The organism is Maribacter algae (assembly GCF_047345745.1).
Classification (GTDB): Bacteria; Bacteroidota; Bacteroidia; order Flavobacteriales; family Flavobacteriaceae; genus Maribacter.
This window is the reverse complement of the sequence record NZ_JBLFES010000003.1, coordinates 550,137-570,491: the sequence shown is the minus strand read 5'-3', so window position 1 is coordinate 570,491 and position 20,355 is coordinate 550,137. Positions and strand designations below refer to the sequence as shown.

At 39.4% G+C, this 20,355-nt stretch carries 8 protein-coding genes; 3 read left to right on the top strand and 5 right to left on the bottom strand.

Annotated features, from left to right (window positions below; genetic code table 11):
- Nucleotides 1-392: 392 nt before the first annotated feature.
- Entirely contained in the window at nt 393-1,649 is a 1,257-nt protein-coding gene (locus ACKWBX_RS14070; protein ID WP_413969342.1) for a tyrosine-type recombinase/integrase, read from the bottom strand.
- A gap of 701 nt (nt 1,650-2,350) precedes the next feature.
- Here ACKWBX_RS14070 and ACKWBX_RS14065 point away from each other — a divergent pair.
- The 3 genes from ACKWBX_RS14065 to ACKWBX_RS14055 all read left to right on the top strand — a co-directional run bounded on the left by ACKWBX_RS14065 (nt 2,351) and on the right by ACKWBX_RS14055 (nt 11,764).
- Nucleotides 2,351-9,892: a PKD domain-containing protein gene (locus ACKWBX_RS14065; protein ID WP_413969341.1), complete on the top strand. Its 7,542-nt coding sequence runs from the start codon at nt 2,351-2,353 to the stop codon at nt 9,890-9,892.
- Nucleotides 9,892-10,893: a PorP/SprF family type IX secretion system membrane protein gene (locus tag ACKWBX_RS14060; RefSeq protein ID WP_413969340.1), complete on the top strand. Its 1,002-nt coding sequence runs from the start codon at nt 9,892-9,894 to the stop codon at nt 10,891-10,893. Before ACKWBX_RS14065 ends, ACKWBX_RS14060 begins: the two co-directional genes overlap by 1 nt.
- Nucleotides 10,894-11,056: 163 nt before the next feature.
- Nucleotides 11,057-11,764, top strand: a complete 708-nt coding sequence (locus ACKWBX_RS14055; RefSeq protein WP_413969339.1) for an SDR family oxidoreductase — start codon at nt 11,057-11,059, stop codon at nt 11,762-11,764.
- Between the two features lie 2 nt (nt 11,765-11,766).
- On the opposite strand, the gene ACKWBX_RS14050 is transcribed toward ACKWBX_RS14055, so the two are convergent.
- The 4 genes from ACKWBX_RS14050 to ACKWBX_RS14035 all read right to left on the bottom strand — a co-directional run bounded on the left by ACKWBX_RS14050 (nt 11,767) and on the right by ACKWBX_RS14035 (nt 20,331).
- Nucleotides 11,767-14,502, bottom strand: a complete 2,736-nt coding sequence (locus ACKWBX_RS14050; protein ID WP_413969338.1) for a PD-(D/E)XK nuclease family protein — start codon at nt 14,500-14,502, stop codon at nt 11,767-11,769.
- A gap of 77 nt (nt 14,503-14,579) precedes the next feature.
- Nucleotides 14,580-15,923 carry an OmpA family protein gene (locus tag ACKWBX_RS14045; protein ID WP_413969337.1) on the bottom strand — a complete coding sequence of 448 codons (1,344 nt, stop codon included), beginning with the start codon at nt 15,921-15,923 and terminating at the stop codon, nt 14,580-14,582.
- Between the two features lie 113 nt (nt 15,924-16,036).
- Nucleotides 16,037-17,230 carry a glycine C-acetyltransferase gene (gene kbl / locus ACKWBX_RS14040; RefSeq protein WP_413969336.1) on the bottom strand — a complete coding sequence of 398 codons (1,194 nt, stop codon included), beginning with the start codon at nt 17,228-17,230 and terminating at the stop codon, nt 16,037-16,039.
- 5 nt (nt 17,231-17,235) lie between these two features.
- Entirely contained in the window at nt 17,236-20,331 is a 3,096-nt protein-coding gene (locus ACKWBX_RS14035; protein WP_413969335.1) for a UvrD-helicase domain-containing protein, read from the bottom strand.
- Nucleotides 20,332-20,355 lie beyond the last annotated feature (24 nt).

Genomic DNA, 20,355 nt, shown 5'->3' with positions numbered 1-20,355 from the left:
ATTATTGATATATCATCAATTTTAGCTTGGTTTTGGAAAAGTTCGGAAGAAGCAAGAGGATAACACGCTAAAGCGATGTTGTTTATTTTAATATATTGAAAATCAATGCATTAAAAATTTACTGTTTTTATTTCTCCCTTGTTTTTTCGTAACAAACCTGCGCAGCCCCGATTCTACGGCAAATTTTTACGTAAAAAAGGGAATTCAAGATGTGTCATTGTCATGACAATCTTGCTTTGCTCCCGATGGTTGCAAAGGAAAATTGGAACTTAAAACAAGATGAGTAGATGCGCCCTATTTCGATTTCACTTAACGCTTATCTATCGGAACACTATGAAATCGAAACAGGAACCATGCGCAGATAAGTTATGGTAAGATTTGGGATGATTCTACTAAGCAACGATGCGTTCGTTAGCTTCATCCAAAGTGGTATTATCAAAACGTTTCAAGTAAATTTCAGTAGTTTTTAAGGAACTATGCCCCAAACCTTCACTTATTATTGCAGTCGATATTCCCATAAATTTTGCGATAGTCGCCCAAGAATGACGAATAGCATAGGTCGTAAAATGTTGTTGAATTCCTGAGTCTAATGCAATAATTTTGAGTCTTTCGTTTACTCGTCTTCTTATGGTTTTATACTTCTCGTATTTAGCTGTACTGCCATCGTAATTCGCAGGAAATAGAAAATCATCATCTGATTTATCTATTAAATAATGGGCTAAAATCTCCTTTAGCTCAGGAGTGAATTTTACTGATAATGGGTCACCAGTTTTACTTCTTCCATAGAATATTCTATCCTCACGTACATTTGACTTTTTGAGCTTTACCAAGTCTATTAAATTCATTCCTCTACAATTAAACATTATCAGCGCATAGTTTTTCGTATGCCACAGCGCAGAGTTCTTTTCATACTTTAATTTGCGAATGTTTAGGAAGTCTTCTTTAGAAATCGCTCTCTTCTTTGTTTGATTTGAAGATGGAATCTTGTAACGATGGAAAGGGTTCTTGACTACTTCAATTCTATCTTCATTGATAGCAGCGTTGTATATTGCTCTGATAGCTCTTAAAACTGAACTTATGCTGTTTGGTTTTAAGCCTTTTGATTCTTTTTCTATTTGAAAATCTTTGAGCATACTTACATTCAATTGGTCCAATCTTAAATCTTGATTGTTATTGAATTTTACGAAAGCTTTTATCCCATTGAGATACCATTCGGCTGAGCTTGGTTTGTTTGTTTTTAGTTTTCTGTCAACAATGACTTGACCCCAAACTTTTAGAGTTAATCCGTTTGACAGTTTACCTTTAAGTGATGGACTTATCTGTTCCTCCCATTTATCTTTGATTTCTGTTACCAAAGTATCAATGTCTATATGTTGAATAGCATCACCAAGTTCATTTATCAAGCTTCGCGCAACATGAAGTTTGTCATATAGAATTTGGTTGACTTTTGAGCAGTCAATACTTTTATTTACAAGAACAGAGCGTTTCAGACAGAATGAATTTACATCCCATCCATTTTTTGAAGTCTCATATGGTAATCTAATTATTCTTGGCTTAGTATGGAATACTCGTAATGCAATCGGATACAATTTAGAAATTGTATTTTTCGATGATTTTCGAGTATCTAATATGAGTTTAACTTTAGCCATTTTCATCACTTAAACTACTCCAAGTTAGGAATAAAAATGCACAGTTTGTGCACAGTTTTATTTGATTTCATTTGGTGTCAAATGGTCACAAATCTTATGAAAATAGAGGTAAGAAACTGTAAATCAATACATAGCGTGTTATTCTAGTTTTAGATGTATTTTGGAATTTCGGACTGGCAGGCAAGAGGTCACCGGTTCGACTCCGGTATTCTCCACAAAACCATCACCGAAAGTGATGGTTTTTTAGTTTTCACGAAGTTAACACCTCAGTAGTTATATCATTATGTCGCCTCTAAAAAGCTCTAAATATTTAATTACCATACCTCAATTTTAAAGAAAGAAAACAATTATAACGCTGTATGAACTTTACAGTTTTACTTCAAATAAGTATAGTTTTTTCATCCAAATAATTCTCCAATGGCTCTGCCTTGGAGTTTTCGAATTTACTTTTTCTTAGGGAAGGGCGGAATTGATTTTTTGTAATTCCGGGCGGGGTAAAATAAAAATTAAAAATAAAATCTCCATCTTATTTCCAGTCTCCCAAAATTGGTTTAGGAAGAATCCACAACATCTTCAAACCTCGATTAACAAAAATATATCCGATGAAATGCAATACTGTACTTAACTTTTCGTTATAGGTAAATTCCTACTTTCAAGAAGAAATCAATATGGTGTTAAGTCCCCTAAACGTTTTGGTAATTATGAAAAACACTACACTAAAATTATTTTTTTCAATTCTCTTTTATTTCTGTTTCTTTTCAGGTATAGCACAAGTAACCAATTCTTTACAAAATACCGATTTTGAAACCTGTGGTACGGATTTACCCCAAGCTGAACTGAACCTTGGCGATTTGGTCTTGACAGAAAGCGCAAATACGGATTTTGCTTCAGGGACTTATACGTTTTTCATTGAGGCTCCTTCAAATTTCACCATCAATGCGACTACGGTAACGGAAACGGGTACGGATATTACAGCGATAAGTGTGGCTCAAGCAGGCGGAAATCCTTCAAGATTGGAAGTTACCGTAACGACAAGTGCTCAAACTTCTTTAGATGTAGTTACCATTGAGAACGTGCGTATACAGTTGATACCTAGTTCTACCGTAACAGATGGAACTCTAAAATATGTTTTGGACGGTAATGCCAATAATATCAATGCATTCACGGACAATCAAATATTGGCCACTTTAAATTTTACGGAGTTGAGCGGTGGTACGGGTGTCAATCAAGAGGTTTGTACCGTTGGAGATGTCCAGAATATTAGTGTAACAGGTGCTAATGTTACACAATCCAGAACTTTTGAGTGGCAAGAGAATCAAAGTGGAACCTGGACATCGATTCCAAGTTCAAATACTGAGATATTGATTATAGATAACGCTACTTTTCCCAATGGTGTCAGTAGATATAGAAGAATTACGAATTTTACCGTAAACGGAGTGGCCTGTTCACTAATCAGTACAGTAGCAACGATTACCGTAAATGAAATATATCCTGGGAGTATTACAGAAGGTGCAGGTCAAAATATCTGTACAAATACCGTTCCCGACCAATTAGGAACCGCCTCCGATGTAGCTACTACACCTGGAGGAACATTTGATTACCAATGGTATAAAAATGATATGGGTGTTTGGGAAGCGATTACCGGCGCAACCAATAATTTTTATCAGCCAGATGCATTGACTACCACCACATCCTATAAAAGAAGAATAACGAATAATCTTAACGGTTTTATTTGTTTCGAAGAAACACTGCCTGTGACTATTGTGGTAAATTCCCCGGTAGCAGGAGGCACTGCCACCGATCAGGATATTTGTAACATAACGGATTTACAGCTGCTGATTATCAATAGCGGAGAAAGTGGCACATATCAATGGCAAAAAAATAATCTGGGTACATGGGAAAACATAGCCGGAGCCACTCAGGGCACTTATGATGCCAGTGGCAATATAAGTCCGGGTGTCTCTGAATTCAGAAGGGTCACTACCGTTACCGGAGCAAGTTGCGAAGGAATAAGTACCGTTGCGACCATCACATTTACTGATTTTAATGAAGGTACCATTACTGGCGGTGAGACCCTATGTTATAATGAGGTGCCAAGTATAATTACTTCAAGTGTAGATGCCACGGGGCAAGGGACTGTTTCTTATCAATGGGAAGCTTTTGATGGTGTTTCTTGGGCTACTATAGGAGGTGCAACTACAACTTCATATCAACCCATGGCACTTACGGAAACAACACTATTCAGAAGGTTGGATGCTGTTGAATTGAACGGTTTCACCTGTTCGGAATACACTAACCAAATCACGGTAAATGTATTACAGGAAATTAATGGCGGGGATGCCAGTGCTGACCAAACAATTTGTGCGGCTGATATTCCTGTGAACATCACGGTGACAAACGATACTCCTGCCGGACCCAACATTACCTATCAGTGGCAGTCTGCTACAACCGGAGGTTTTACCAATATGGTCGGGGAAACCAACTCATTGTTAAGCTTTGCGGTTGCACCTTCCGAAACAACTAGGTATAGAAGGCAAACTACGATAACGGACAATGCCACAATTTGCGCAGACTTTTCTACAGAAAGTACGGTAAATGTAAATACTTTGACAGCAGGGATTATTGGTAATAATCAAGAGCTATGTGCTGGTGAAACACCCAATACCATAATTACACTTAGCAATGCAACAGCTGTTGGAAATCTGACCTATACTTGGGAAGAATCAACCGATAATGGAGCTTCTTGGAATGTGATAGGCGGTGAAACAGGAACAACATTTACCCCTGGGGTACTTGCTACTACCACAAGATATAGAAGGCTAGATACAACAACATTAAATGGAAATGTTTGTGATGCATATACGAATGAGGTCATTGTAAATATTGCTGGAGCTATTTCCGGCGGAACAGGTTCTGCAAACCAGATTGTTTGTGAGAATGAGCTTCCCGCTACGATAACGGTTACCGGTGCTACAGCTGCAGGAGTTGGAATAACATTTCAGTGGTACGCCTCGGCAGATGATATTACCTATAATGCCATTGCGGGAGAAACGGGCGAGGAGCTCAGCTTTGCTACGGGAATATTGACATCGACCTATTTTAGAAGGGAAGTCATTCAGAACTCAGGAGGTAATTTATGTGAAGCGAACAGTACTCCAACGCTAATAACCTTGATTTCGTTGTCTGCAGGGACCATCTCGAATACACAAACGGTCTGTGGAACCGATACCGCTGCCCAAATAACAAGCGCTGCGGATGCAATTTCCAACGGGACAATTACCTACTCTTGGCAAGATTCCTCGGATGGAATTGCATGGAGTACCATAGCCGGCGCAAACCAAGCTACTTTTACACCGCCTGTAACAGCTGATTTGGAGACCTATTATAGAAGGGTAGCTTCAGCGGAACTAGGTGGAACTACTTGTACCGAAGAGACCGATGCAGTAATTCTTTTTGTAAATAGATTTGATAATCCTTCTACCCATCAAATTACTTTTGGTAATGGTGGTGGCACCGGAAGTACAATTATCTGTAACGGAGGAGATCCTAATGCATTGGGAACTAATTTTCAATTGATTGCTTCGGGAGATATTACCTATCAATGGCAAGAATCTGCTGACAATGTTAATTTTAACGATATTTCAGGAGCTACTAATAGAACCTTTGACCCACCACCGGTAGTAACCGATGTGTACTACCGAAGAATTTCGACTTCAACATTAAATGGGGTGATATGTACACTTACCAGTAATGTCCTTGAGGTGGTAAATGGCGGTGATGCCACTGCCGGAAGTATTGGAACAACAAATGGAAATGCTGGTGCAGGAACCAATGAGGAAGTTATCTGTGAAAATACAGACCCCAGCTTGATTCAAGAACTCACGGCTGCTACCGGAGATGGTACATTGACCTATCAATGGTATGCCAACGGAATAGCAATAACCGGGGCTACTAATATTGATTATAACCCACCAGCTGGCTTAACACAAACTACAACGTATTACAGGGATGCTATCAACACCGCTATCTCTGGAGAACAATGTATCGTAAGTAGTAATTCAGTGGTGGTTCGCGTCCCGGAAGCGGATACCATAGAATCTGATATTACCATCTGTAGCGGGGACACTCCTCAAACTTTAGGGGACGACAATCCGATAGATGGTGCGGCATATATTAGTTTTCAATGGGAAGAATCCAGTGACGGTAGCACATTTGTTGATATTCCTGGTGCAACTACGGCCACATATTCACCTCCGTCCCTAACGGCTACAAGATACTATCGCAGAGGTTATACTTCCACAGTGGATGCGGTTTCTTGCCTATCTGGTGCGGAGAAATTTAGCAATACGGTACAAATTATTATCAATGATGTTACAGGAGGAACCATACAAGGAAATCAGGATATCTGTTTTGGTGATGATCCCGGATTGCTGGACAATGTAGCGGATGGAACAGCTTCTGGCGTATTGTCTTACCAATGGTACTCTTCTGAGGTGAGCGCAAGTGGACCATGGTCCATTATCGTTGATGCCGTGGACAATTTCTATGATCCGGAAGCAGGAAGTTTCCCGACAACTTATTTCAAAAGGACAACTACTTCCGTATTGAATGGAATTAGCTGCTCAGAAGACAGCAATACCATTACCGTGGGCGTAGGGGAAGAAATTCTACCAGGAACTTTGACCAATGACCAGACCGTTTGTGAGGGAGATACACCGGCTTCGCTAACCGTTTCCGGTGCAAGTACTTTTGCAGATCAGAATTTTGCATGGCTATCTTCAACAGATGGTATAGTTTGGGTGGATACTGGCGTTACAACAGCTTCTTTTAATCCTCCAATTCCTACACAAACAATACTATACAAAAGAACGATTACCAGGTCTTATTTTGGCGGAACGTTAGATTGTGAGGTAGAAACCAATCCGATTACCATAACACTGAATTCGGTTGATGCGGGAAGAATTACGGATGACCAGTCGGTCTGTCAAGGCAGTCAGCCAAATCCTTTGATTGAAGATATAGCGGCCACTGGGGCGGGTACTTTAACGTACCAATGGTTGTCCTCTCCAGATGATGTCGTGTATTCAGTTGTTTCTGGAGCAACGCAGCCCAATTATACGCCTCCAGCTACGTTGACTACTTCTACCTATTTCAAAAGAGAAGTAACCAGTAGTATCAACGGAGTAAATTGTACGGAGGATACAGCACCGAAATTGATAACGGTTATTCCTTATCCAATAATCGACAATAATGCTATCATTGCCAATGACATTGCCCCGGTAAGTTGTTTTGGAGGCAATGACGGTAGTATAGTAGTGCCTAACGGAAGAATTACCGGAGGAAACAGTGCCCAAGCACAAATAAATACAATCTCATTTTTTGGAGACCCCGAGTTTAACAATACATACACGGTCAATATCAACGGGATTATTTATGAACACCAAATTACGTTGACCTTGCCCAGTAATTTGCCGGAAACCAATGATGAACTAGTGGTACAATTGGCGGATGAAATCAATACTGCTACTGGAGCAAGATTAAGCGATGTAATTGCTACCACCAATGCCAATGAGCTCATCTTGACGGCAAAAGTACCCGGTATTTCATTTACCGTTCTTGTAAGTACGGGAAGTGAACCGGATGTAAGCGCTTCAAACGTACTTACTCAGGCAAATTCCGTGGCAAATACCTACGAATGGACAAAAATTGGAGATCCTGGATTTACGGCCTCTACCTTGAGTATTTCCAATTTAACAGGAGGAGCATATCAGTTAACGGTGTACAATGAATTTTGTGGAGTCACTTCAGAACCTTTCTTGGTATTTGAACCTCAGGAATTGGTCTTGACCATAGGTGATACCTGTGATACTGCAATTACGGCGAACAGTACCGGCGGAGTAGCTCCTTTTACATTCACCTTGACCAGGCCGGATACTACAACTTTAGTGCAGACCTCAAACAATCCTAGTGTTACATATACAGGCTTAACTGCTGGGGCAACATATACCATTTCCGTGCAAGATGCAACTTGTCCTATTGCGCAAAGCCAACCGGTGACTTTGGCAGCTGGTCTTCAGTTTGATGAAGCTTCCGTGGTAGTGGAAAATGTAACCTGTTTTGGTCGTAACGATGGTACCATCAGTTTAAATAATGGTGCCACTACGGTAACAGGTGGCTCCGCTCCATATAATTTTAGTTGGACAGGCCCTAATGGCGCATCGTTCTCCACAGAAAACATTAATAATCTTGCCCCTGGCGTATATGTGCTTGAAGTGATGGACCAGTTGGGATGTTCGGCCACGTTCACTACGAATATTGCCTCTAAATCTGAGTTGTCTTTTGCAAACGTGCAGGTCATCAACGAACAATTGCAATGTGCTGGCGATACGAATGCGGAAATTAATATTCAAATCAGTGCGGATGGTAGTAGTTCTTTACAGATCGATTGGCTCAGAAACGGAACCAGTTTTGCGACGAATAGCACTAGTCTTGCCAATTTACGTGCCGGAGTGTATGAAGTTATTGTAACTGATTTAAATAGCGACCCGGGCAACCCATGTAGCATTAGCCAAACCATTACGATATCCGAGCCTGAAGTCTTCAGTGCTACCGAAATCGTGACCCAAGACCCAGAGTGTTTTGATGTGGCGGGCACAAGGACATTTACCTTTAGCGTAACGGGCGGAACACAACCGTATGAATATTCCGTTGATGGCGCTACGGCGGTAACATTCACGACAATGCAGGCTACGATTCCTGCTCTGTCAAATGATAGTCATGTAATTACGGTAACGGATGCCAATGCCTGTGTAACGGAAACGTTCTTGATGGACCGTTTTGATCCTATTTCCTATGGAGGCGTACGAGACTTCACCTTGGGTACCTGTGAGTTCGACTTCGATTTTTCGTTGGATACGAGCTTATTATTGGGGGGTAGTCCATTTATTGATTCTGATGGTCAACCGTACTATTTATATGACTGGACAGGTCCAAATGGTTTTATAGCGCAGGACATTATTAGTTTTGTAGCGGTTCCGGGAACCTATTCTGTAGTCGTGACAGATAGTAAGGGATGTACTTCGGAAAGTATTGATTTTACTTTTGGGGCAGCGTACGAACCCTTGATGGTAAATAGGATGATAACCCCGGTTAGTTGTGGTGCCGATGACGATGGTGCCGTAACCATAACCGTAAGCGGAGGTAATAGACCTTATACCATTACCTGGGAACAAGAAGTTGCGGGTACAAGTGATAACCCTAGTGCTACCTATACTCAAATAGGTCAAAATATTACGCAATTGACCGGTTTGGAAGAAGGAAGGCTTCGTTTAACGGTAACCAGTAATTTGCCTGGATGTACAGAGGCCAATCCTTCTTATTTCCATCAAGAAATAATAACGATCAATAAAGCGGAATCCCTACAATTGGTAGACGGTCCATTTTTAGACGAATCATTATGTGCAGGAGGGCCTGGCAGTATTATCATAGGCATCTTCAATAGTCAAGGCGGGGATTTAAGTTTTTACTATGACGGAGGATTGGTACCATCTGTACAAACGGGTACGAACACCTATTCCGTACAAATTGGAAATCCCGTAGAAAGTGCATTGTTAAATGTACTCAACGATCAGGGTTGTGGTTTCACGACGCAATTATCTGCAAGCGTTGTTGCCCCGTCCTTTACTTATAGCTCTGAAGAATTTGATGTAAGCGGATTGTTATTGGTCAGAGAGGATATTCAATTCAGTAATAATAGCGAAGGCGAATATAGTTATGCAGAATGGGATTTTGGTGATGGTTCGCCAACAGTTCGGGTAGACCCTGAAATAGACGGTACGGTAACTACTCATAATTATGATTTTCCGGGAGTATTTACGGTAACCTTGACTGTGTTCAATGAAGAAGGTTGTAGTAGGGAAATACAACAGGAAGTTCAAATAGGCAATGGTTTTGACATCATGTTCCCTTCTGCTTTTTCGGCAAATGCAGACGGCATCAACGATTATTTCCAAGGAGAATACACAGGATTGACTTCGTTCGTTTTTGAAATATATGATATGTGGGGTGCGTTAGTATTCAGTGCTTCATACAATTTTGAAAATATTCCGGTCAATTGGGGTTGGGATGGAAATTATAGTAATGGAAAACCGTATAAAAATACCACTTTCCGATACCTATTCGTCGGGACAACTAGAGAGAACCAACAAATAACCAAAACTGGCGAAGCCACAATTTTAAGATAATGATTAAAAAGTATAGCCCTATATTCCTATTTCTGATATGCTTTTCATTTACGGCGAATGCCCAGGAGAAGTTTGTGCATAACCTCAGTAAGGTGCCTGCATCTCTAAACCCTAGTTTTCATGCCTTTAAGGATAAAACAAGGATTGGTGTATTGGCAGAGTTCGCAAGCCAAGCTCAAGGAAATCAATCCCAACATAAATATGCTTTTGGGAGTACTTCTTTTGATGAGTATAATTTTCAATTGGGAGTAGATTTGTTTAACAATAATTTGAAGAACTCGGGATATAACTATACATCCGCCATAATAAGTTATATCTACCGCTTACAATTGGCGAACGAGTGGTATTTGTACCCGGGTATTTCAGGTGGATATAGCAATTATAGATTTGATTTTAATAACCTCACATTTCAGGACCAACTCAATATTTTTACTGGGCAGATCAGTGCCAATACGATTGACCCCATTACCGCTTCGGAAAATATCGGTTTTCTTGATGTAGGTGCTTCCATCATGGCACATAACGATGAAAATATGATTGTGGGGTTGTCCTTTAAACATTTGAATCAGCCTAAAATATCCTCAAGACAAAGCGAGAACAATGTTAATTTAAATATGCTTGTTTCGGCTCAATTAGGGTATGAATTGGACATCAACAAATACGGCCAGGCTAAAATACCGGAATACTCGTACATTTATTTCTTTAATGCAGTGTCCTTACAAGGACCCAATACCCGATTGGACTTTTATCAAGATGTGACCTTAGGTAATTTTAGTATTGGGGTAAATGAGCATTTGAACTTTTTTGAAGCAGCTTCGTTTACGGAAATTGGGTTTGCAACAAGCATTACTTTGGAAACATTCGAGTTTGGACTCAACTATAGACTGCCTTTTGGAGCACAGGCCAAACAATTTCTTCCCAATTCGCTTGAGTTGTTTTTGGTGTTTGATATTTCCAGGTTTAAGGAAAGAGGAAGAAAGGACTATAGTAGGTTCTATTAATCAAGGCTATGGATTTAAAATTCATAGTAGCTTATTTACTGAAACATGCTTTGCCCAATAGCGTTATTAAAAGAGGTCTAAAAGTCTCGTACTCTCGATGGTGTTCCCTTCCTTAAAACAGTTTTAATACCTAACTTTATGGAGTTATTCAATCCGTACAGAAATGAATTTAAAAAATAAAGTTGCCTACATCACTGGAGGAACAAAAGGAATAGGACTTGGCGTAGCAAAAACCTTGTTGGAAAAAGGAATGAAAGTGGCCATCAGTGGAAGAAGTGAAAAGAGTGTAGCAAATGCCATTGAAGCACTCGGAAAAGAAAATGTTATAGGCTTGGTTTCCGATGTTGGAGAATTAAAGAACGAAGAGGAAGCCATAAATCGTATTTTGGAAAAGTGGGGAAAGTTGGATGTTGTTTTGGCCAATGCAGGTGTGGGCCATTTTGCTCCGGTGGATGAATTATCATCCGATAAATGGAATCAAATGATCAACACAAACTTGAATGGTGTTTTCTATACATTAAAAGCTTCTGTAGCGGCTCTGAAAAAATCGAAAGGATACTATATAACGTTAGCAAGTTTGGCCGGCACTAATTTTTTTGCGACCGGTGCTGGCTACAATGCAACTAAATTCGGAGTAGTAGGCTTCACCCAGGCGGCCATGTTGGATTTGAGAAAATATGATATTAAAGTATCTACCATTATGCCCGGCTCCGTTTCAACACATTTCAATGACAACGACCCTTCGGATAAAGATGCCTGGAAGATTCAGCCAGAAGATATAGGGAAGTTGGTATTGGATTTACTGCTAATGCATCCTAGGACCTTACCAAGTAAAATAGAGGTAAGGCCAACAAGACCGGATAAAAAATAAATTTAGACTTCTTTTTCCGTGAAGGGAATATTGGGATTACATATTTCCTGTATCAATTGAAGAAGATGTTCTCCGAACTCTTTAAGGATAGCAGCATCTATGATATTTTTTTTGGGTCCTCTTACGGAATCTTTTTTTGAAAATAACAAGACACCTTCTTTCAGGTTTTTGAGCGAAATGATTCCTGCATGAATATCTCTACTGTCCGTAACAGTAGAATACATAAGGCTATAGCACAATAATTGGAACGCTTTGCTAAATGCATAATCTTCTGTAACAAGATTCCAATCTATCAGTTCAACATTACGGCGTTCTACTTTCCCTGTTTTATAATCGATGATTCTTGTGCTTCCGTCAAATTCATCAATGCGATCCAGTTTTCCTTTCATAATAACGGGTGTGTCTATCCCGGGGACGGATAGTGGAATATTTAATTCCCGCTCTAGACCTATGATTTTTATGCTATGCTTTTCTATTTGGGCTATTTCTAAATCGATAAAATTTTCGATATATTTTATGATGACATGAAAGGACAAATAGTTTTTCCCCGTACTAATATCTCCGTCAAAATAGGTTTTTTTAAAGTTTTCCCTGACAATGGGGGCAATTTTGGTTTTTGCGGACAATAACGATTCTTTTGAAAGTTCCTTGGATATATACGGAGTATAAATTTCTTCCAAGGTATCATGCACAATTGTTCCGAAAGTATTCGCTGCTACATTTTCCTCTACGGAAGTCAATTCATCTATTCCAAGGATATTCTGTTTGTAGAAATCTATTGGGTTTCTGATATAATTGCTGAGGGAGCTCGGGGAAAATCCACGTTTTGCCTTATCCAATATCATTTGATGTAGGTCTTTGGATTTTTGCACTACTTGCGTTATGGTTTGTATTGGGGTTATAGTTGGTGCAGCTATTTTTTCTATGATATCCTTTCGATTTTCGTCGGTTAAAAGTTGGGTGATCAACCTACTTTTTTCTCCCCCTTCCAAAACATCAGGCTCCGTATTATAAATGAGATATATATTTTTGGCCCGTTGTAAAAGACGATAAAAGTGATACGTATAAACGGCATCCTTTTCTTTGTAAGTGGGCAATCCATGCTCTATTTTTAAATCAAACGGAATAAAGGAGTTGTTGGACTTTCCCGAAGGCAATATGCCTTCATTGACCGATGTGAGGATGACGGTTTCAAAGTCAAGGTTTCTACTTTCCAACATACCCATAATCTGTAGCCCTTTTATAGGATCTCCTTGAAAATCCAAAGTTTCGGAGGACAGTAGTTCTTGAAAAAGGTTTTTGAAGGCTTTGATACTGCTTACATATGAATATTGGGTTGTGATACCTTGAATCTGATTGAAAAGATTATAAAATTTATAGAGCTGTTCCAACGCCATGGCATTTTGCTCTTCGGAAAAAATTTCTTTGAACAATAATATTAATTGCTGGCTTTTTTCTAAGATAAGAGAAGGGGTCATCATTTTATCTTCGAACAAAATAGTAAAGAAAGGAACGGGTTCTTTCACAATGTTTCGAATAAAGTCCTTGGTAACGTAGATGATGTTTCGTTTTGATATAGCACTGATCAAATTCTCCTTAAGGGTTGTATAATCCTGTAACAGGGTTGCTGAAAGAGGATGTAACAAGAAATTCAGAAAATCTTTATAAAACCAACCTTTTTTGGATTCTGCTTCAAAAAATTCAATCAAGTCAGTAAAAAAAGATGCTATTGGAATCGTCGCCAATTTTTGTCCCATTGTTATATTTACTGAAGGGATTTCTTTAGGGATGGCATTAAGCAAAGGCCCTAATAGGTTTTCATCTGCGAGTATTACGGCAGTATTTTTAAGCCCTGGATTATTGGTATTTAGCGTGTTCAGCAACGTACCCACGTATTTGGCCTGAGAAACATTTTTAGGAACACCGATAGCTTCTATGTTTTTTCCTTTTAGATAATGATTGCTTAAGCCGTTAATACTGTTTTTTTGAAAGTAATCCCATTTCTTTTGATGTTGTCGAATGAACAGGCCGGCGTCGTGTAAAGAATCATTCAAAAAGTAAGGGTCTATGTCCCAATATATCCGTGAATCGGATTGCGCTAGTATGGTTTGAATGATATTGCTTTCAGATGTGTTCAGTGCATTAAAACCGAGAAAAATATGTGGGGTTTTTATACTTCTCAAATAATCTGGAAGTTTCTCGTATGCCAGTTTATAGACCAAACCTTGATGACCTATACCTTTACTGGAAAGATTTGTATTAAAATTGGTATAGATATGTTCTAAGTGATTCCAAAAATGAAGATAATTTTTCATCAATGTCGTCTGTTCACCAGAAACCGACCAATGGTTCACTTCTTGAATAGCGGAAAGGCTTGAGTACAGTTTTTCGGCATTGATTAGATAGCGGTCTATTTCATTAAAATCTTGTAATACTGTCTGTGCCCACTGAAGATAGGTATCAAAAGAATCTTTTTCAAAAGTACCTGTTTGGAGATAAGCCTCATAAAGTTCAAAAAGTTGTTGGGTATTGCTGGCGTAGGTGAGACCTGAGAGTTTCTCTATGAATTCCTCAATACTATAGATATGTGGAGCAACAAGTGTTTTCCCGGCCTTTTTCGAAATTGCGGTCTTCAAAAAATTACCGGCGCGCTTGCTGGGTAAGACAAAGATAAGTTCGCTTATATGGTCATATTTTTCCCAAACATCATCGACTACTTCATCTATAAAACTCAGCATAGGCTAAAAATAAAAAAAGCTCCGCAATTTGCGGAGCTTTAATTTTATATAAAACACTTAAGTTTTATAGAAATCCCTTATTTTACTAAGTTGATTTCCGTTCTTCTGTTTTGTGCTCTACCAGCTCTTGTATTGTTGGTAGCGATAGGTTTGTCCTCACCGTATCCAATTGCAGTCAATCTATCGGCAGCGATACCTTCCTTAACTAAGAAGTCACGAACAGAGTTAGCTCTCTTTTCAGATAAAGATTGGTTTAATTTTGCACTACCAACGCTATCAGTATGACCTTCTACAGTAAACTTAGAGTTTGGATACTCGTTCAATATCTTGATAATGTCAACGAATACAGAAACTGTTTCAGTTTTCAAGGAAGCTTTTCCAGTATCAAACAAGATAGTTCTTGCATAATCGTTCAATTGCTTTTGAACTTCTTCCGTTACTTCAGGGCAACCGTTGTTTGCAACAGTACCGGCAACATCTGGACAAGCATCGTCTTTATCAAGCACGCTGTCACCATCTTTATCTGGCCATGGGCATCCTTTGTTTTCAGCAGGACCAGCCTCGTTAGGACACTCATCATCCTTATCGGCAACACCATCACTATCAGCATCTGGGCAACCTGCTAAAGCAGCAAGACCAGCCTCGTTAGGACAAGCATCGTCCTTATCGGCAACACCATCGCCATCAGCATCTGGGCAACCGTTCATTTCTTTAGAACCAGCTTCGTTAGGACAGCTATCTTTACTATCTTCTATACCATCACCATCAGCATCTGGACATCCGTTGAATGCTTCTAGACCAGCAACTTCTGGACAAGCATCATCTTTATCGTATATTCCATCGCCATCTGTGTCAGTTCCACCAAATTTGATAGAAAGACCGGCCAAGTGTTGGAAATGCTTAACACCATAATCTTCAAAAGCGTGCTTATAGGTAGATTGTAATGTAAGACCTAGATTTTCAGAAAACCAAATGTTCAAACCAAGACCACCGTTTACAGTACCAGCTCCAATTTCATCAACCCAAGTATAACCACCACCAATCTCAATAAAAGGATCGATTACCGTAGCTCTTTTGATGAAATCATATTTTATTGTACCATCTATAGCATAATGAGAAAGATCGTCAACGGCAACGTCTCCTAATTTGCTTATTCTGTTTAAGGAACCTCTTGCTCCAATAGCGAAGCCATTGCCTACATACTTGGATACACCTACATAAGAGATAGAAGGAAGAATGTTCCAGTGATCTGTCGCATTAAAGAATTCATTGCCAAAAGAACTTACATCCCCAGTAGGATATACGTCAATCGCGTTAACCCCGAACTGTACTTGCCAAGGATTATTCTCGTCTTGCGCTTGTATGCTGTTAAAACCTACAAAAAGCAGGGCAACAACTAATAATTTGCTAAGATGTTTCATGTTCAAATTTTTAAGTTTAAGTGTTTATTAGCTGCAAATGTAAGTTGTTAAATATTATTAACAAAATCAATTTCCTATTTTTTTTAACGCATTTGACAGAGCAAACAGTGCATTTAAACGATTTTTAACTCCTTCCCAACTTCAATAAATGCCTTTATCGCGATGTCTAAATGTTCTTTGGTATGCGCAGCCGATAGCTGTACTCGAATCCTAGCCTTTTCCTTGGGAACAACGGGATAAAAGAACCCAATGACGTAAATACCTTTTTCCAAGAGCATGTTGGCCATTTTTTGGGAAAGCTTTGCGTCATATAGCATTACTGGTACAATTGCCGAATCCCCATCAATGATATCAAAACCGGCATCTTTCATCCCTTTCTTAAAGTATTCCGTATTTTCTTGTAGTTTGTCCCGAAGCGACGTATCGTTCTTCAGCATTTCAAAAACTTTTATGGACGCACCTACAATTGCCGGGGCTAGGGAGTTGGAAAATAAATAGGGTCTTGAGCGTTGTCTAAGAATTTCTATAATTTCTTTTTTCCCCGTGGTGTATCCGCCCATTGCACCGCCCAGTGCTTTTCCTAAAGTGCCAGTGATGATATCTATCCTGCCCAAAACACCTTTCTCCTCCAAAGTTCCTATTCCTTTCTCTCCGATGAATCCTGTGGCGTGGCACTCATCGATCATGACCATAGCATCATATTTATCCGCCAAGTCACATATTTCATCAAGAGGTGCGACCAGACCATCCATAGAAAACACGCCATCCGTCACGACTATTTTGAACCGGGCTCCATCTTCATTGGCCTGTTTGAGCTGTTTTTCGAGGTCTGCCATATCACTATTCGCATACCTGTAACGCTTTGCTTTACATAAGCGAACGCCATCAATGATAGAGGCGTGGTTGAGCGAATCTGAAATAATAGCATCTTCCGCGCTAAGCAAGGGCTCAAACACACCACCGTTGGCATCGAATGCTGCGGCATATAAAATGGTATCTTCCGTACCATAGAAATCCGCTATTTTTTCCTCCAACTCTTTATGTATATCCTGCGTTCCGCAGATGAACCTAACGGAAGACATGCCAAAACCATGACTGTCCAAAGTATCTTTCGCAGCCTGTATTACCTCCGGATGCGATGAAAGACCTAGGTAATTGTTTGCACAAAAGTTAATGACCTCTTGTCCGCTATCAATTTTTATGACCGCATCCTGGGGCGTTACAATAACACGTTCTTTTTTATAAAGTCCGTCCTGCTTTATACTTTCCAATTCTTCCTGAAGAAATTCTTTGATTTTTCCGTACATGAGCTCTAAATATGTTCAATTTTAATTTCGTCCGAAATATACACAATGATTTTGTCAGCTACCTCAAAACCTAAATCTATATAGGCTTTGGCATAACTTTCCAACTGATCAGAATATTTTATGTTCCTACTACCCGTTTTGTAATCTATGATATGGATCTTGTTTTCTTTGATGGCGACACGGTCAGGTCTTAAGGAGGTATTGTTGTTCAACAATATTTCACGTTCGTTCCAAACGGTGTAGGCATCGCTATAGAACTTCTTTAGTTGTGGATGATTCACAAGCGTTAAGATATCGGTCTTTACCAAAAGCTTTTCTTCCTTTTGGATGATACCCTTTATCATGGCTTTTTCAATAGCATTGTCAACATCTTCTGCATAACGTATTTCACCCAATATAGCATGAATGATATTTCCTTTTTCTATGGCCTTTGTTTTACCGGCTTCCCAAAGCATTCCGGCTTTGGTGAGAATTTTAAAACTGGAGCGGTTTTTTTGGGTGTTTATATAAGGTATATCCAAATTAACATCAGCCGTAATGATTTTTTCGTTTTTAGCGGATAAGGTACCAAATTCGTAATCCAGTGTTTCTGGATTCCATTTGTTCAAATGATTCAGGTGATGTATAAAGAGCCCTGAATAATTTTCAGTTTTGTAGGAACCGTCTCTCTTTAAATCTCTGGCTGTTATAATGTAAAGTCCGGCTATAGCTCTCGTAAGGGCCACATATAAGAGGTTGAATGCATCTAATTGTAATTTATGTTCTTCTTCATAATACAGGGCCGCTGCCAATGTTCCGTATTCCGCGACCTCTTTCTTCTTGTTGATGAGCAGTTCTTTAAAACCCGAAAATGATTCTGCCTTTACGGGAACCCACAGTTTGGGATTAATCTCTTCCAAGATATAGGTATTGGCGTAAGGATAGATGACGATGGGAAATTCCAAACCTTTGGACTTATGAACGGTCATGACCTGCACTGCGTTGATATTATCCGGAGTGCTAATACTTAAAGTCCTGTTTTTCTTTTCCCAATAGTTTAAGAAAGATTGTGCATCGGGATTCTGCTTTTGACCCAGCTCCCAGACCAAATCCATAAAAGCGGTAATGTAGGCACTTGAGGTTTTTGCCAAATCAAAAGCCTTAATGGCGATTTCCAAACCATCGTATAAAGCTTCTTCCTGAAACTTTTGAACATTGAAACCGTATTCATTTTGTAATACCTCTTCCACAAAGGGCAGTCTTTTGTGAATGAGTGTATGTGCATCTTCTTTTTCGCCATAGAGGAAGCGTAATATTTCATACTTTATTTCCTCTGCTTCAGGATAGAGCATGAACCGTAAAAGATTCACTAAAAATTGAATATGTGGGCTGTTGGACAATAAAAGGGATTCACTGGAAATAATAGGGATGCCTTTGTTCATTAAAAAATTGGACAGGGCAACACCGTGTTTTTTCTTGCGGGTGAGGATGCAGATATCCTTATAATCATATCCTTTTAAAAGAACGTTTTCAATGGTCTCCAAGGTTTTTTGACCGTAATCTTCCTCTGTTTCCTCCTCCAAAAAAGTAAGCTTTACATGCCCACCTTCCTTATCATTGGTTTCTTGTTGATTTCCTTTTACAAACAGTTCTTGATATATAGGGTCATCTAAAAAAGCACTAGCATTTTGAAAAAAAAGGTTGTTGAAATTGATGATTTCATTTTGGCTGCGATAATTTTTTGGGAGTTGTCTTTGGTCGCCTTTAATTGAAAAAGGCTGCACTTTTTCCGTCATTAATTCAAGAAATTGCTCTGCTTTCCCGCCCCGCCATCTATATATGGCCTGTTTGGCATCGCCCACTAAAAATAAAGAGCCTTGTTTTCCCTGCTCATCGGCTCCTTCCAAGGCATTGCTGATCAAAGGAATGAGATTTTGCCATTGCATTTCTGAAGTATCCTGAAACTCATCAATAAAATAGTGGCGATACTTTTCACCCAAGCGTTCGTAAATAAAAGGAGCAGGCTGAGTTTTTATTTCTTTGGATATAATGGTATTGAACTCGGAGATAGAAAGCTGGTCCTTTTCCAGCTGAACAGCCTTTAGTTCTTTCCGAATCTCGTTCAGAAGTGTCAAAGGCACCAAGTTTCGATAGGCATTTGACAAATAGCCAATGTTGTATACCTGTTCTTTTAGATGAATGTATCGTTGTAAGAGTTCCGAAGCTATTTCCGGAGCGGGCTGTTCTACATTGGCTTTTACGATTTTCCCAGCCCTTAAATTCTCTTCAAGTTTGTTGCTGTATAGCACACTTGGAGCAAAAACGCCATCCTTTACTTTTTTAAAGTGATTTGGAAGCGTTTCCCTTGGAAAATCAGTATTATCCAGTCCGGTCTGTTCAATAAAAAGGAGCGTTTCCTTTGCGATGGCAGTGGCGTTTTCTTGGGAGGACTTTATATTCTTCTGAAGTAGTTTTTGCAGCTTCAAAAAATCTTCCAGGTTTTTGTCTTCAAGATGTTGTATGTGGGTTAGATTGGCCTCATCGAACAATAATTGTCCTATTTTCAACAAGTCATATCCGATGTCCCAACTTCGGTCATCATCAATTTTTTCCAAAGCAAAATCCATTAAGATTCTGGTGAGTTTCATATCCTCGCCGGCTTTTGCAATGACACGTCCCACAGCTTCGTCCAAAAGCAAATCCCTGTCCAGGACAACTTCAAAGTTCTGGGGAAGTTTTAAGTCTTTTGCAAAGGTGCGAATTAACCTATGCGTAAACTTGTCTATAGTTGAGATATCAAAAAAGGCATAATTGTGAAGAATTTCCTTTAGTCTGAGTTTACTTAAATTCCGAAGTGCTTCGGTCGTTAATTTTAGTTCTTTTGATAACTCATGGAATAACGGGGACAGATTTTGTTCCCGATCCGTAGTGCTAAATTGATATAGACTGTCCAAAATTCGATTTTTCATCTCGTTTACGGCTTTATTGGTAAACGTGATGGCGAGAATACGCTTAAAACTATTAGGGGCAGAAAGCACTATTTTAAGGTAAGCTTTGGACAGTGCATACGTTTTTCCGGAACCTGCAGAAGCATTATATATTTTAAAGGGGCTGCCCAACACTTATTTTTACCTGCAAAATAAGGA

What these genes read in the sequence shown, in the direction of transcription:
- ACKWBX_RS14055 (WP_413969339.1), top strand. Translation starts at nt 11,057, where the DNA reads ATGAATTTAAAAAATAAAGTTGCCTACATCACTGGAGGAACAAAAGGA.
- kbl (WP_413969336.1), bottom strand. Translation starts at nt 17,230, where the DNA reads ATGTACGGAAAAATCAAAGAATTTCTTCAGGAAGAATTGGAAAGTATA.
- ACKWBX_RS14045 (WP_413969337.1), bottom strand. Translation starts at nt 15,923, where the DNA reads ATGAAACATCTTAGCAAATTATTAGTTGTTGCCCTGCTTTTTGTAGGT.
- ACKWBX_RS14060 (WP_413969340.1), top strand. Translation starts at nt 9,892, where the DNA reads ATGATTAAAAAGTATAGCCCTATATTCCTATTTCTGATATGCTTTTCA.
- ACKWBX_RS14070 (WP_413969342.1), bottom strand. Translation starts at nt 1,649, where the DNA reads ATGGCTAAAGTTAAACTCATATTAGATACTCGAAAATCATCGAAAAAT.
- ACKWBX_RS14050 (WP_413969338.1), bottom strand. Translation starts at nt 14,502, where the DNA reads ATGCTGAGTTTTATAGATGAAGTAGTCGATGATGTTTGGGAAAAATAT.
- ACKWBX_RS14065 (WP_413969341.1), top strand. Translation starts at nt 2,351, where the DNA reads ATGAAAAACACTACACTAAAATTATTTTTTTCAATTCTCTTTTATTTC.